The sequence below is a fragment of the Vreelandella sedimenti genome (assembly GCF_013416325.1).
Classification (GTDB): domain Bacteria; phylum Pseudomonadota; class Gammaproteobacteria; order Pseudomonadales; family Halomonadaceae; genus Vreelandella; species Vreelandella sedimenti.
This window is the reverse complement of sequence record NZ_JACCGK010000021.1, coordinates 1-14,813: the sequence shown is the minus strand read 5'-3', so window position 1 is coordinate 14,813 and position 14,813 is coordinate 1. Positions and strand designations below refer to the sequence as shown.

General features: G+C 54.7%; 15 protein-coding genes. 8 read left to right on the top strand and 7 right to left on the bottom strand.

The window, feature by feature from the left end:
* Positions 1-13: 13 nt before the first annotated feature.
* Positions 14-535, bottom strand: a complete 522-nt coding sequence (locus tag HZU72_RS20190; protein WP_180095324.1) for a preprotein translocase subunit YajC — start codon at positions 533-535, stop codon at positions 14-16.
* 182 nt (positions 536-717) lie between these two features.
* Between HZU72_RS20190 and HZU72_RS20185 the strand changes: the two genes are divergently transcribed.
* The gene (locus HZU72_RS20185; protein ID WP_022522962.1) at positions 718-1,170 is read left to right on the top strand and encodes a universal stress protein; all 453 of its coding nucleotides are present in this window, start codon (positions 718-720) and stop codon (positions 1,168-1,170) included.
* Between the two features lie 61 nt (positions 1,171-1,231).
* Here the strand turns inward: HZU72_RS20185 and HZU72_RS20180 are convergent, their stop codons facing one another.
* Positions 1,232-3,148: an ATP-binding cassette domain-containing protein gene (locus tag HZU72_RS20180; protein ID WP_180095322.1), complete on the bottom strand. Its 1,917-nt coding sequence runs from the start codon at positions 3,146-3,148 to the stop codon at positions 1,232-1,234.
* Between the two features lie 186 nt (positions 3,149-3,334).
* Here HZU72_RS20180 and HZU72_RS20175 point away from each other — a divergent pair, with 186 nt between their 5' ends.
* Complete coding sequence (locus HZU72_RS20175) at positions 3,335-4,330, top strand: AraC family transcriptional regulator (protein ID WP_208458168.1); 996 nt, start codon at positions 3,335-3,337, stop codon at positions 4,328-4,330.
* Positions 4,331-4,343: 13 nt separating this feature from the next.
* On the opposite strand, the gene HZU72_RS20170 is transcribed toward HZU72_RS20175, so the two are convergent.
* Entirely contained in the window at positions 4,344-5,996 is a 1,653-nt protein-coding gene (locus HZU72_RS20170) for a fatty acid--CoA ligase (protein WP_180095318.1), read from the bottom strand.
* Positions 5,997-6,018: 22 nt separating this feature from the next.
* On the bottom strand, positions 6,019-7,233 hold the full coding sequence (bktB, locus tag HZU72_RS20165) for a beta-ketothiolase BktB (RefSeq protein ID WP_180095316.1): 1,215 nt from the start codon (positions 7,231-7,233) through the stop codon (positions 6,019-6,021).
* 381 nt (positions 7,234-7,614) lie between these two features.
* Here bktB and HZU72_RS20160 point away from each other — a divergent pair, with 381 nt between their 5' ends.
* Both HZU72_RS20160 and HZU72_RS20155 read left to right on the top strand, forming a co-directional pair.
* Positions 7,615-8,466: a TatD family hydrolase gene (locus tag HZU72_RS20160; protein WP_180095314.1), complete on the top strand. Its 852-nt coding sequence runs from the start codon at positions 7,615-7,617 to the stop codon at positions 8,464-8,466.
* A gap of 13 nt (positions 8,467-8,479) precedes the next feature.
* Positions 8,480-8,959 carry a hypothetical protein gene (locus HZU72_RS20155; protein ID WP_180095313.1) on the top strand — a complete coding sequence of 160 codons (480 nt, stop codon included), beginning with the start codon at positions 8,480-8,482 and terminating at the stop codon, positions 8,957-8,959.
* Here HZU72_RS20155 and HZU72_RS20150 read toward each other — a convergent pair.
* Positions 8,956-9,540, bottom strand: a complete 585-nt coding sequence (locus HZU72_RS20150; RefSeq protein ID WP_180095311.1) for an elongation factor P hydroxylase — start codon at positions 9,538-9,540, stop codon at positions 8,956-8,958. The two genes, HZU72_RS20155 and HZU72_RS20150, sit on opposite strands and share 4 nt — an antisense overlap.
* A 137-nt stretch (positions 9,541-9,677) precedes the next feature.
* Between HZU72_RS20150 and HZU72_RS20145 the strand changes: the two genes are divergently transcribed.
* The 3 genes from HZU72_RS20145 (at position 9,678) to HZU72_RS20135 (ending at position 12,890) form a co-directional block, all read left to right on the top strand.
* Positions 9,678-11,093: an MATE family efflux transporter gene (locus tag HZU72_RS20145; protein ID WP_180095303.1), complete on the top strand. Its 1,416-nt coding sequence runs from the start codon at positions 9,678-9,680 to the stop codon at positions 11,091-11,093.
* Positions 11,094-11,095: 2 nt separating this feature from the next.
* The gene (locus HZU72_RS20140; RefSeq protein WP_180095300.1) at positions 11,096-12,085 is read left to right on the top strand and encodes a DUF3080 family protein; all 990 of its coding nucleotides are present in this window, start codon (positions 11,096-11,098) and stop codon (positions 12,083-12,085) included.
* 109 nt (positions 12,086-12,194) lie between these two features.
* Entirely contained in the window at positions 12,195-12,890 is a 696-nt protein-coding gene (locus tag HZU72_RS20135; protein WP_180095297.1) for a hypothetical protein, read from the top strand.
* Between the two features lie 128 nt (positions 12,891-13,018).
* On the opposite strand, the gene tusA is transcribed toward HZU72_RS20135, so the two are convergent.
* Complete coding sequence (gene tusA / locus HZU72_RS20130; RefSeq protein ID WP_180095294.1) at positions 13,019-13,273, bottom strand: sulfurtransferase TusA; 255 nt, start codon at positions 13,271-13,273, stop codon at positions 13,019-13,021.
* 29 nt (positions 13,274-13,302) lie between these two features.
* On the opposite strand from tusA, the gene HZU72_RS20125 reads away from it, so the two are divergent.
* Positions 13,303-13,590: an antibiotic biosynthesis monooxygenase family protein gene (locus HZU72_RS20125; RefSeq protein ID WP_007113141.1), complete on the top strand. Its 288-nt coding sequence runs from the start codon at positions 13,303-13,305 to the stop codon at positions 13,588-13,590.
* Between the two features lie 19 nt (positions 13,591-13,609).
* On the opposite strand, the gene rlmM is transcribed toward HZU72_RS20125, so the two are convergent.
* The gene (gene rlmM / locus HZU72_RS20120; protein ID WP_180095291.1) at positions 13,610-14,680 is read right to left on the bottom strand and encodes a 23S rRNA (cytidine(2498)-2'-O)-methyltransferase RlmM; all 1,071 of its coding nucleotides are present in this window, start codon (positions 14,678-14,680) and stop codon (positions 13,610-13,612) included.
* Between the last annotated feature and the right edge of the window lie 133 nt (positions 14,681-14,813).

The window sequence follows — 14,813 nt, the reverse complement described above, 5'->3', positions numbered from 1 at the left end:
TGGATGACGCCTGCTAAGTGCCCTTTAACGGCTGGCTGAAAGGCTGGTCGGCACGGCCACGCAACGCCTCCCGCAGTTGCTGAAATTCGGGTAGATAGGTCGCGAATCGCTCCGCGGTTTGCGACTCCCACCACCAAAGCGTCAATGCATAGGGCGTTGACTGCACCACCAAGGCGTCTTGCGGCAAGCGTTCAAGTAGTGTTTTTAACGCTGCTGTGGCGGCATCGGGTAATGGCCGCAAGGGGGCAATCCGCCAGCGCCAGCCAGCATGAAATGGCGTTAAGGCTTCACTGGCATTGCTGTCTCTTACCAATAGAAAATCAGGGCCCGGCCCTTCCTGGGGATAGTGCCAGCGATAAGCCGGCATGGTACCTCTAAAATGATGTAGCGGCGGCTTTTCCAGTTTGATGCTGACGCCCTGTTTGGCGATTTGAGTGCGCAGCGCCTGCTGGCGTTTTTGACGCGGGCTAGGCTTTAGCCACATCACCGGCGCAATTACAAACAGCATAATAAACACGATAATCAACCATTCCATCTCTACATTTTCTCCCACATAAGCCACACTGTATAAACTAATCTAAAAACCATGACTCAGGTCGCTGTTTTGACTCAAGTCATTGTTAAAACGCTTGCTATTGTTAAAACAGGACACGCCATCTAAAGTAACGGTTATTGAACAAAGAGCCTCTTTGTTACCTACTGCCAAGGAGATACGCCATGAGCTATCACCACATTTTAGTTGCCGTTGACTTAACCAAAGACTCCCACAAGATTCTGGAGCGTGCCGTTGCAATCGCTGAACGCAACGACCAAGCCAAAATCTCCATTATGCATACCCTGGAACCGCTTGGGTTTGCCTACGGTGGCGATATCCCCATGGACTTGACCAGCATCCAGGATCAATTGGATGAACACGCCAAAAAACGCTTAGCCGAAATCGCCGCCCCGCATATTGCCGAGGCTGACCAGCACGTAGTGGTGGGTATGCCCGACACTGAAATTCACCGTTTTGCTGAGGAGCATGATGTTGATCTAATCGTAGTGGGCTCCCATGGCCGCCACGGTTTTGCTCTACTGCTCGGCTCAACCTCTACCGGCGTATTGCACGGTGCCCAATGCGATGTGCTAGCCGTTCGCGTCGGTAAAAAAGGCGAAGAAAGCGACGAGTAACCTAAGGCACGATAACGTTTATAAAAAAGGCGCCCTTACGGCGCCTTTTAACGTTTTCAAGCTACTCACCGGCAGCCATCGCTTCCAGTTCCATCCAGCGCTCCATGGCAACTTCTAACGCTTTCTGCACTTTTTCAAGCGTTTGCAGCTTAGCCGTAACGGCGTCGGCATCCTGCTGATAAAACGCTGGGTCACCGATTTCACTCTCCAGCGCCTCTACTTGGCCCTCAAGACGTTCGATTTCGGCGGGCAGTGCATCTAACTCGCGTTGCAAATTATACGAGAGCTTGACGCTTTTCTTAGCCGTTGCGGCAGGTGCTTCAGCCACTTTCTTGGGCGCTTCTGAGGTGGGTTCGGTACGTTGACGCGCCGCCCCCTCCCAAGGTGCTGGCGGCAGCTTGCCCCCCTGGCGAATCCAGTCAGTATAGCCACCCACGTATTCACGTACAACGCCATCGCCTTCAAAGGCGAGCATGCTGGTCACCACGTTGTCCATAAAGGTTCGGTCGTGGGAGACCAGTAGCAGCGTGCCATCGAAATCGAGCAGCAGCTCTTCGAGCAGCTCCAGGGTTTCCATGTCGAGGTCATTGGTCGGCTCATCGAGCACCAGCACGTTAGCTGGCTGAGTGAACAACTTGGCCAGCAGCAGGCGGTTGGACTCGCCACCAGAGAGCGCTTTCACCGGCTGGCGCACCCGCTCGGGGGTGAAAAGAAAGTCCTGCAGGTAGCTCATCACATGGCGGTCTTTACCGCCCACACTGACACGATCACTGCCTTGGGCAACGTTGTCGTAAACAGTTTTTTCCAGTTCAAGCCCGGCGCGCAGTTGGTCGAAATAAGCTACTTTCAGGTTGGTGCCCATCTGCACCTTGCCTTCAGTGGGTTCCAACTCACCCAGCAGGATTTTTAGCAGGGTTGTCTTGCCCGCACCGTTGCGCCCCAGGAAGCCAATACGGTCACCGCGCAGTACCTCAAGGTTGATATCGCGCAGTATGACCTCATCACCAAACCGCTGGTTGACGCCTTGCAGTTCCACAACGCGCTTGCCGGTACGCTCACCACGATCTACCGTCAGGTTGGCATTACCCTGGCGCTCGCGGCGCTGGCTACGCTCGTTACGCATTGCCTCGAGCGCTCGAACCCGGCCTTCGTTGCGGGTACGCCGTGCTTTAACGCCCTGACGAATCCAGGCTTCCTCTTGGGCAAGTTTTTTATCGAATTCGGCGTTCTCCCGCGCCTCTACTTCAAGCTCGTGCTGCTTGCGAGCCTGATACTCCTCGTACTTGCCGGGGTAGCGCCCAAGCTGGCCGCGATCCAGCTCTAGAATATTGGTGGCCAGCTTGGAAAGAAACGCCCTATCGTGAGTAATCAGCAGTACCGCGCCGTTAAACGCCAGCAGTTGCTCTTCCAACCAGGCAATGGTGTCTAAGTCCAAATGGTTGGTAGGCTCATCGAGCAGCAGTAGATCAGGCTCGGCCACCAGGGCACGCGCCAGCGCCACACGACGGCGCCAGCCACCGGAGAGTGAGCTCATCTCAGCCGCTGGGGGCAGGCCCAAACGGGTCAGTACGGTGTCGATACGCTGGTGGAATGACCAACCATCGATGGCTTCCAGACGCGTTTGCAGGGTCGCCATGCGATCCATATCGGGGTCGGGATCATTGATAAGGTGATCGTACTCGGAGAGTAACTCTCCGGCTTCCGGCAGACCTTGGGCGACCATATCGAAAATGGTCAGGCCAGATGACTCGGGCAACTCCTGGGCCAGCACGCCTATCTTGAGGCCAGGTGCTCGCCAGATTGAGCCATCGTCGGGCAGGATATCCCCCGCTACCAGCTTCAGCAGAGTGGACTTGCCGGTGCCGTTGCGCCCGACCAGCGCCAGCCGCTCGCCTTTTTCAACCGTCAGGTCGGCGCGATTTAGCAGTACATGGGTGCCGTAGGCGAGTTGCAGCTGTTCGAGTCGTAACAGGGTCACGCGGTGTCCTCCTTAGTCGTGAGGCGCACAGTGTAACGCATGAGCGGCCCAGGAGGGGGAACGTTATGGAGGACAACGCTATAGAGAGCAAATCGTCAGCGTGATAACGTTTTGTCAGCCAAAACAATAACCCTATTAAACATCACTCTTTTCAAAGGCGGGCTGACAGTGACGGTGACCGTCTCGATGCATTTTGTAAATGAGCTGTTTAAAGGCTTGCCGAACAGCACAATATCCCCCGCCCGTTATCTTGAGCGGGTGGGGATCTCGCCCTTTTTACTTTCGGCCCCCCATGGCCGCGTCACGGTTGAGCAGTTTGCCGAACTGTACCGCGGGCTGGTGAACGAACTGGACGACGAAACGCCCGGTTTTTTTCCCCGCCCGCTGCGGGGTGGCACCCTGAAGCTGCTGTGTTTAAGCATGCTGGATGCGCCCAATTTGCAGGTAGCACTGCACCGCTATACGCAGTTTTTTCGCATTCTTCTCGACGACTTTGGCTATGCGTTTACCCTTGAAGGAGACTTCGCTCGTATGGCGCTGGTGGAGCATGCTCCACCGGTGGGCAGTCGCACTCTGATTCATGAGCTGATGCTCAAGCTGTTTCACGGCATCGCGTCGTGGATGATTGCGCGTAAAATACCCCCCATTTTGATGGAGTGCGCTTACCCCCAGCCGCCGCACAGCGCTGATTATCTATACTTTTATCCTGGTACAGTACGCTTTGGGCAGCCGCAAACCGCGATCTATATAGATCGCGGTTTGCTTGATCATCCTATCCGCCAGACCAAGAGACACCTGGGCGCTTTTTTAAAGCGCGCCCCCGCAGACTGGTTCTATGTGTCGTTTGCAGATCGCCTGCTCTCCCACCGGGTGCGCGAACACCTCTCACGTCATCTGACTACGTCTGGCACCGTGCATAGCGTAGCCGATGCGCTGCATATCTCTGCTCGCACGCTGGCGCGGCACCTCAAAAGGGAGGGAACCCACTTTCAAGCGGTCAAGGATGAGTACCGCCGCGATGTCGCTATTCAGGCTCTCACCTGTAGTGAGAAGCCCCTGGTTAGCATCGCGGAGGCGTTGAGCTTTGAGGATCTAGCCTGCTTTAGTCGTGCCTTCAAAACCTGGACGGGCAATTCTCCCGCCGCGTATCGCAAAGCACGCACGGCGGGCAATGTCCGCTAGCCAGCCCGATAGGCTAAATTTCGGTGCGAATACGTTTCTTATCCAGCTTGCCCACGCTGGTCTTGGGTATCTCATCGACGAAGCGAATCATGCTGGGAATCCCCCAGCGGTTGAGTTTTCCCTGGGCGACAAACTGCTCTAAAAACGCCTGCACGGTCTCGGTGGTAGGCGGATTGTTCAGGTCGACGGGGACAGCTAACGCCGCTGGCCGCTCCCCCCACTTTTCGTCCGTCACCCCGATCACCGCCACTTCGGCAATACCTGGGCATTGGCTGATATAGCTCTCCAGCTCTAACGACGAGAGCCACTCACCGCCGGTTTTAATCACGTCTTTTATGCGGTCGCTAATGGTCAGAAAGCCCCGCTCATCAAGCGAGCCGACATCCCCGGTATGCAGCCAGCCGTTGCGCCATAACTCCGCACTGCGTTTCTCCTCTTTGTAGTAGGCCTGGGTAAGCCAAGGCGCTTGAACACGCACTTCACCAACGCTTTTACCATCATTGGGCAGTGGCTCGCCGTTCGCATCGACCACTTGAAGCTTAACCAATGGTATCGGCAGGCCCGCTTTACAGCGCCAGGGTAGCTGGGCCTCAAAATCAGCCTCGCCGATATCCTTCGGAAGAATATCGGCGGTAAGTAGCGGACAGGTTTCCGACATGCCATAAGCACTACGTGTATCGATTCCCAACGCCCATGCCTTGCTTGCCAGCGACTGGGTTAACGCACTGCCGCCGACCAGCACTTTCCAGCCGGAGAGATCGACCTGTTTTGAGACAATCGCCTCGGCGCTGACCACCATGTTGAGCAGAGTCGGTACGCAGTGGGAGAAGTCGACCTTCTCGCTGACCAGCAGCTTGACCAGCATTTCCGGCTCGTAGCGGCCAGGGTAAACCTGGGTAGCCCCCATCAGCGTGGCGGTATATGGCACACCCCAGGCGTGAACGTGAAACATGGGGGTAATCGGCATGTAGACCTTGTCGCGGTTGAGCAGCTCAAAACCGGGCGCCTGAAAAGCGCTAGACTCGTTCAATGTATGCAGCACCAACTGGCGGTGGGTGAAGAAAACCCCTTTGGGGTTACCCGTGGTGCCGGTAGTGTAGAACAGTGTGGCGACGGCGTTCTCATCAAAAGTGGGGAAATCGTAGTGGGTGGGCTGCTGGCTTAATAGCGCTTCAAACTCGCCCACCAGTGGCAGAGTGGTATCGACTGTTTGCGGGGTCTCCTGACACAGCAGGTAGCCACGCACTTGGGGTAGCTTATCGGCCAGCGGATCAAGCAGTGGCACAAACTCTTCGTGCACGATGACGAAAACGTCTTCGGCATGATCCATGGTGTAGAGGATTTGCTCCGGAGCCAGGCGCACGTTCACCGTGTGGAGTACCGCACCGATCATCGGAATGGCGAAGAAGCACTCCAGGTAGCGGTGGCTATCCCAATCCAGCACCGCCACCACGTCACCAGCTTGTACGCCCTGTGACGTCAGCGTATGGGCCAGTTGGTGCACCCGCTCACGAAAACGCTCATAGCTGTGGCGGCTCTGATCCCGGTAGACAATCTGATTGTCGCACGCCATTCGCACGCCAGCCTCCAGCAGGTCGCCAATCATCAAGGCGGGATTGGTCGCAGAGGCCGCGGAGGGTAAAATTTTCGGGGTAACTGAAGGCATAAACACTCCTTTAACTTTGTTCTTATAGCACTGTTTTTGTAGCAATCGATTTGGATCGCTCGATAAGCAGGGCGATGCCCTGCCCTCCACCAATACACAGGGTTATCAATCCGTAGCGGCCATTGATGCGCTCCAATTCGTGCAGAGCCTTAAGAATCAGAATAGCCCCCGTGGCTCCCACCGGGTGCCCCAAGGCAACCGCACCGCCGTTGGGGTTTAGCTTCGCTAACGGGAAACCGAGCGTTTCCGCCACTGCCATGGCTTGGGCAGCAAACGCCTCATTGGATTCAATCACATCAATATCGTTGATGCTTAGCCCTGCCTGCTGCAGGCAGCGTTTCACCGCAGGAATGGGCCCTAACCCCATCAGCGTTGGGTCAACGCCTGCGGTCGTGGCAACACGAAGATGCGCCCTGGGCGCTAAGGCGCGCTGTGTGGCTTCATTGGCATGAGCAAGCACTAACGTGGCTGCACCATCGTTGATACCCGAGGCATTGCCTGCGGTAACCAAGCCGTCTTTTTGGAAGGTGGGCTTGAGCCGCGCCAAATCGCTAAGTTGGACGCCATCGCGCACGTGTTCATCGCGGGAAAAATGAACCGTTTGCTTACCGCGACTGACCTCCACCGCTACGATCTGATCGTCAAAGCGGCCTTCCGCGATGGCACGCCCCGCTTTTTGATGGCTTTCAAGAGCAAACTGATCCAACTGCTCACGGCTTAGGCCATACTGTTTAGCGATGTTCTCGGCAGTGCAGCCCATGTGGCCGCTGCCAAAGGGGTCGCTTAAGATGCCCAGGGTTAAATCCTGAACGTTTACATCACCCATACGCACACCGTTGCGCGCTTGAGGAGGCAGCAGATAAGCCCCGCGCGACATCGACTCAGCGCCACCTGCCAGTGCTAAGCGGCTGTCGCCCGTGGCAATCTGCTGGGCGGCTGAGACCACCGCCTGTACGCCGGAACCACACAGCCGATTGACGTTGAATGCCCCCGCCTCTTTCGGCACGCCAGCTTCTAGCGCAATATGGCGCGCCAGATAGGCATCCTGGGGGCCGGTGGTAATAATGTGACCATAGACCGAGTGATCGATATCTCCGCCCTCAACGCCAGCACGGCGCAACGCCTCTTTGGCGGTGATCGCCCCCAGCTCGAACGGTGCCATTGTCGAGAGCGAACCGCCAAAACTACCGATCGCGGTACGTGCGCCGCCTAGAATCACTACCTCATCCAACCGCATGGTTCTCTCCAGTGTTCAAACGCCAGCTTGTGTTCAATCGCCTTGCTTTTTCAATCACATAGCTAAGCCACTTTTCCCAGCAGCTAGGGTGGAAGTAGCAAAGCGGTGAGATGCACGATGAGATGGACGATAAAATAGTTGCATAGTTATGAGGCTCTCTTTTGTTGTTATTAAAGGGTGTTTTTGAATCAATCGCAGTGACGTAGCACTTAATAGCTTGAGTTCATCTTAGGCGGTAATAAGCCCTAGCTGTTTACCTATCGAGCCAGTTTTTTTGCAATTCGTGCCATTTCCTTGTGCTCACCTTCTTCAATACACCATTAGTCGATGCTCGCGCATGCCGTTACAATGGTGCCTTTACATATTGAACGGGAGAGACCTTTGGCCACTGCTGATGCCGATGACTTTTTACCCGAAGCACTACAGTTTCGGCCTAGCGCCCCTTTGGTGGATATCGGCGCTAACTTGACCCATGAAAGCTTCGATCGTGATCTTGAGGCGGTTATCCAGCGCGCCCAGACGGCGCAGGTAACGACCATGATCGTCACCGGCACCGACCTTGCCCACGCCAAGCAAGCGGTTACCCTGGCCAAGCAGTATCCTGGCCTCTACGCCACGGCGGGAGTGCACCCCCATGATGCCAGTCACTGGGATAAGAACCTTGAGCGTGCCATGGCAGCCCTGCATGCCATGCCGGAGGTCGTCGCTGTAGGCGAGTGTGGCTTGGATTTTAATCGCAACTTCTCGACGCCCCAGGAGCAGGAGCGTGCCTTTGAAGCGCAACTGGCTCTCGCAGTAGAAAGTGATCTGCCGCTGTTTTTACACGAACGAGATGCTGGCCAGCGTATGCGCGAAATCCTGCATGCGTGGCGAGACGAGATCAGCCATGCGGTGGTGCACTGTTTTACCGCCGACAGCGATACGCTGTTTGGTTATCTCGACCTAGACTTACATATAGGGTTGACGGGTTGGATTTGCGACGAGCGGCGCGGTCATCACCTGCGTCCGCTGGTAAGCGATATACCCTTAGAGCGCTTGATGGTAGAAACCGACTGCCCTTATCTGCTACCCCGTAACCTACCGGCGAAATTAAAGGGTCGCCGACACGAACCGGCGTTGCTACCGTGGATTGTCCGCGAGATCGCCCAGTGGCATGGTATTAGCGAAACAGAGCTAGGTGCGGCAACCACAAAGACCGCCCAGCGTTTTTTCCGTCTTCCCACGGAATCTTAAAAGGAGTATTAGCGTGGCCGATTATCCAGGGTTTATAGCCATTGAAACAGGCGAAGACGATGGGCTCCCGCTAGCCATTGCCTGGTCGCTACCCGATGGCCGGGTGAAGCAAACATTGATTCAGCCGGACGATAGCTGGATCAAAGAGGATACCAATGCCATGGGCGCTTACAGCATGGAAGAGCTGGAGAGCTTAGGGGTTAGCCCGCTTGAGGTAATTCGCGAGCTTGAGAACGACCACTTCTCCTCCACGCTGTATACCAGCGACAATGGCGACGACGAAGCGGCATTAGCGCGCCTTTTTGACACCTACGGGCTTGATCCTTTTGTTGAGCTAGCCCCTGCGTCGGTACTCTACCCTTCGCTTACCCCAGGCGAATGGCACCGCCAAAGGCGCGAAACGTTCAGCGAGCTGGGCTTAGAGCCGATGCGCCCAGAACATGAGCTTGAGGTTATGCTATCGATGCATCAGCGCCTGACCGAAGAGGATTAAGCCGGCAACGCTTTATCCATTTTATCCAACGCGGCATGCGCCTGGGCCACAGCTTCCGCTAGCGTCGCCTGGCCAGAGTAGAAGCGTTTAAGCGTCACCTGGAAGGCATTTGCGCGGGCGGGCAACCCCTCCTTCAAGTAGCGCTGGGCGCGGGCCTCCACTCGCGCTGCAAAGGCCTCTATATCTACCTCTATATCGCCGCCTAGATTGTCCACGCTGACATGAAACACGCGACCACAGGCACGTGTCAAGATAGATTCCAACGCCTGTGGCGCAATCTCAGCCTGCTCAAACGCTTTTTGCTGTTCAGCATCTCGCCCATCAGGGCAATACCAGTAGCCGTAATCCTCTTGTTGGCGCCGCTGCGCTCCTGCAATACACCAATGGCTGATTTCATGCAGCGCACTGGCATAGTAGCCCCGCGCAAAGATAACCTGATGATAAGGGGTTTCACTGTTAGCGGGCCGATAGAGAGGCTCGTCCCCGCCCCGAACCAATCGGGTTTGATACCGCTCAGCAAAAATCCCGTCAAAAAGCGCGGTAATATCCTCGAGCGTCCATCGCTCCTGCCTGTCACTCACATTGACCTCGTTTGATACTGGTTTTGGGGCATTATACCCACACGATTAATACAAGCTAACGGCTAACCCCAAAAGTGAGTCGCTCCTGCTAATATAGCGGCCTTTCACAGCAACTTTTCCCCTTCAGGAGCCAACAAGTGGGCGGCTTTACTCAGCAAATTAAATCGGTTTACTGGCCAGAAACACGAACGTTGATGCACTTGGCACTGCCTATTTGCGGTGCTCAGTTGGCTCAGGCCGGGATGAGTGTCGTCGACGTTATGATGACCGGTCGGCATGACGCCACCTCACTTGCCGCTGTATCGGTGGGCTCAAGCCTGTGGATGCCACTCATGCTATTTATGACGGGCACTTTAATGGGGCTTACCCCCATTGTGGCGCATTTGCTGGGTGGGAAGCGCAATGAAGCTATTCGTCCAGCCGTTCATCAGGCGCTTTGGGTCGCGCTGCTACTAGGCGCTATCGCGGCTGTGCTGCTTTGGTCGGCCATCATGCCGATATTTGAATTAATGAGTGTGCCCCCAGCGGTCGCCAGCCAGTCTGCCGCCTATCTGTCAGCCGTCGCCTTTGGCATGCCGGGGATTGCCCTTTTTCAGGCGCTTAGAGCGTTTTCAGATGGCATGAATCATACCCGCCCCGCGCTATGGATCAGCTTGGTCGGTTTAAGCGTGAATATTCCTGCCAACTACCTCTTGATCTACGGCGGTGATGGTTTGGTTGATTTATTTGGCGCCTGGGTTCCTACTAGTTTGCAACAGCTACCTGCCTTGGGCGCTTTTGGCTGTGGCATTGCGACGGCGCTCTCCATGTGGACGATGGCACTCGCGATGGCCTACTACACGCGCAGGGGAAGTACTTATAAAAGCGTTGCGATTTGGCAAAAACTGACACCGCCCCAGTGGCTAGGTATACGTGAATTAGTGGTGGTGGGCGTTCCCATTGGCGTGGCCATTTTTGTTGAAGTGACTCTGTTCACACTCATTGCGCTCTTCATTGCCAGCTTTGGTGAGGTCACGGTGGGAGCTCACCAAATAGCGCTAAGTTTCACCTCCATTCTGTTTATGCTGCCAATGTCGCTGAGTATGGCGCTGACCGTGCGAGTGGGTAATACGCTGGGTCAGCAGCGTTTAGCACTAGCCCGTAAAGTCGCCTGGAATGGAATTGTCATCAGCGTCATCATTGCCGCTATTAACAGTCTTATATTGTGGGTTAGCGCCAAGCCGGTAATCGCACTTTACACCTCCAATAGTGAGATACAGGCGCTAGCGCTCTCGATCATTGCTTTAGCCGTTATTTTTCAGCTCTCAGACTCGTTACAGGTCAATTTAGCGGGTGCTTTACGCGGCTATAAAGATACCCGCATTGTGATGGTGATTACGGTGCTCTCCTACTGGATTGTAGGCTTGGGTGGCGGCCACTGGCTGGGCTCCTATGGAGTGAGCGAGGTCGCCCCGCTAGGAGTTCATGGCTACTGGATTGGGTTGATTGCGGGCTTGAGCACTGCAGCACTGCTACTTGGCTGGCGTTTACAGCGTATTAGCATTCGGGGGTAAGCATGGCTCGATGGAGAAACCTTTCTCTAGCTATCATCCTAAGCGTCCTCCTGGCTGGCTGTGGGGATAACCCCGCTGAGCAGCAGTGGCAGCGTTATCATCAGCGACTCACCGATGACCTTGCACTATCAAACATTCAAAGAGCTGACCCGGGTAATATTGGCGACTTCCCTGAGCGCCCCGATCGAATTATAGATATCCCCGAAACCCGGGACAGCCTGCTGAATGTATACGCGCTACGCGAATGCCAAATCACGTCGCTAGTCGCTGCACGTAACAATCAACTGGGGCGTGTAGCGCCGCCTAGCCAACAGTGGTTATATGAGCGCACTCTATGGCAGCGGCTGAGCACCTGCTTAAATAGCGAAGTTCCTGAGCAGTTAAGCGATGAAGATAGAACGCGCCTAAACCGATTAACCACGACTAAAACGGCACAGTTACCCGCGGTAAGCTGGAACGCTATTTTTGATTCCAGCGAGTGGGTTAAAAGCTTTTCGCGGGCAAGCCAGCCTTTATCTAACATCGATGAAACTACTATTGCTGGCCAGCTTGAAGCGATCGATTACTTGCAGCAAATGACGGATCACCAGTTTGACCGCGACTGGCAGCAGGACTCTTCAACCCTTGAAAACCATTTGAAAACCCTGCAAGAGCGGCCATTGACCGCTGAGGTGTTGCGCGCCCTGCTACTCGCCACTCAACGCTTAACAGAAGCGAATGCATTGTTAGCTCAGCAGAGTGATACCACGCGTTGCTTGAGCCATTGGGATTCACCGTCGCTTGAGCGCTTGGCAAACGCTGCCCAGCAGTGGCTAACAGCGATCATTCGCTTAATTGACGCACAGCAGGTAGGCAAGCCAATAGCGATTCAACGCTATCAGGAACGCTGGCTTTCGCTGGATAATCCCCAAGCGCCCTGGGGCCAGTTTCAGCAAGCACTCTCTGAGCATCAAACGCTGCGAGCTCGCTTTCCAACTTGTTCAGATAATTAAAAAGCGCTGAACCCTTAACCTTATGAGCAAGTTGTGCTATTTGTGGATATGAGAGGCAAATGAGTCTGCTTTGCCAATCTGATGACCACGCAGCATAAGGAGGGACACAATGGGCGCATCCTTGTCACCCCGCTCTGCCCAGGTCATCGACCTGGAAACTGTGCGCCAGCGTCAGCAGGCGCAAAAGTGCCTTGTCCGTTTAGCCCCTGAGCTAGATGGCTTAGAGATGGTGTACCAACTCGCTGCGAGTCCCGACGCCTTCTATGGCCTGCCTATTTTGGCCTGGGGGTTAAGAGAGGACGGTAGCGTCATCGGTTTGGTGCCGTGGATGGAAAGTCTGGCAGCCTGCCATGATCTGAATAGCCAGGAAAATGGCTACTTCGTAGGTTATCGCGATCCTGAAACGGAAGAAATTTTTGATACGCCACCGGATCACAAATACCACGAGCTAGTTGCGGCGGCTGAATACTTTGATTATGAGGCTTCTGGCGAAGTCACCCTTATTCAGCAAATCCCCGACACTCTGGGCACCCACGCGCTGTGCATGAATCACCCCGACTCCCCCTGGCATATGAAGCCCGTTTACGGTTGGCGTCTCTATAGCGACGGCAGCCTTGACGCGCTCCTTGCCGACGAGAACAAAGCGGCGATGACGCCGATTTTATTAGGGGATAAGTGCCTGTACAGTGCTCATGCCCGCCATCAGACCGTTTACTTTTTCCAGCGCCATATCGCCAACCGTATCCTGGAAGAAGACCCAGCGACGCTTGATGCGCTAGCCATGATGGTTGTGGCCAGTGATTAACCGAGTGCCTTAATGCCGCTTTACGAGCGAGGCCAACATCAACGATGTTGATTTGAGCCTCGCATGGCTTTTCGGGCTATTTCGAAGAGCTATCTCGACGGACTATCTCAAAGGGCTATCTCAAAAGGTTATGCTAAACGAATAAAGTAGAGGTAGTTACTCTCAGAAGCGGTGTGCTGCTCTAGCAGTTCGTGCCCTAAAAACTGACAAAACTTGGGCACATCTCGTGTGGTGGCTGGATCAGTGGCAATCACTTTGAGCACTTGGCCTGGGGCCATGTCGCGCACTTTGTTATGCATCAGCATAATCGGCTCTGGGCAGTAGAGTCCGGTGGTATCCAGTACCGCGTCAACGTTGGGTAACGTACCCGTATTATCAGCCATTAATATCCTCGATGTAGGAAACAGACAGTATGATTAAAGTTATCATCGAACGGCGAATTATGCCCGGTCTTGAAGAAGAATTTGAGCAAGCAGCGCGGGAGGCAATGCGCGTTTCTCTAGGCGTAAGGGGCTTTATCGGTGGTGAAACGCTGGTAGAGCTGGGTCATACTGATCGCCGGCTGATGATTACCAAATGGCGTGACATCCGCGCTTGGAAGGAGTGGCACTCAAGCGAAGCGCGGGCAATGGCCATGCAGCGTATTTTACCGCTGTTAACCGAAGATGAAACTATCCGGATTTACGAGCCAGGCTATTAAACATGAGGCTTCACTAGCATTAATCCCTAAGCCTTACATGCACCGTTACCTCTTCCCGATCGTGATAGAGGTGACGGCATGATACGTTGGCATGCACACCCGCTTTTTCCAGCGACTCTTCCAGCGCCGTTAGGCAACGTGTTACCTCATCCCAGCGCTTTTTCATGGGCAGCTTGAGGTTGAAGATCGCCTCTTTACACCATTTACGAATCAGCCACCTTTCCACCATGGCTAGCACTCGCACTGGTTTATCAACAATATCGCAGACCAGCCAGTCTAAGCGCTGTGGTGGCTCCCAGGTAAAGCCATCCTCTTTGAGATGATCAATCTGCCCGGTCTTCATCAACTGCGATTCCATCGGTCCGTTATCGATGGCATACACGTACATGCCCCGCTGAACCAACTGCCATGTCCAACCTCCTGGGGCGGCCCCTAAGTCAGCTGCTTGCATATGCGGTGCTAGCCGCACATTCCACTCATCCCTAGGAATAAACTCGTGCCACGCCTCTTCCAACTTCAGCGTTGAGCGGCTAGGCGCACGGGAGGGGAAGCGCAGCCGACGAATACCATTAATCAAATCGCTACGATTGCCTGGGAAGCTCATCGCCAGCTGCACTTGATCACCATCAGTCCAGAAAATATGTAAACGTCGTGAGCCCGCGCTGCGCCTTAATGCACCACGCTTTTTCAACATACTTTCCAGCGGCTTGGTAAGCGCCTTAATCAGTCCGGCCAGTGCTTTGCCATCGTTGGTATCCGGTGTTTCATGCCAAATCTCTTCAAAGCTCCAACGGCTGGCTTTGACCTGTTCCAAGATAGCGGTAAGACGATCGTCACGTGAAAGAGTGAGCGCAGGTAAAGCCGCTAAGCTCTGGCGCGCGAAAATCAGATTTTTAAACGCTGCCTGGCGGTGTAAATCATTTACCGCCTCACCATCGACACGCGTTAAGCTTACCCACCCCTCACCATGAGATGACTCACAGGCGATGCCCTGTAATGCTGCGTGATGCTGTAGTTCTGCCAACGCATCACTCTCAAACCCAGGACGACAGTAAACCAACCATGACGTAGGTACCGTTTCACTCACCACTTCACCTCGATTCCGCCCATCACAAACGGTTAGGGCTGCCTAATTAATTGGGGCGCATCATAGCATTTATCCAGCACTTTTTATTTTCTTCCGCGCAAACAAGTGTGAGTGGTGAGTGGTGAGTGGTGAGTGG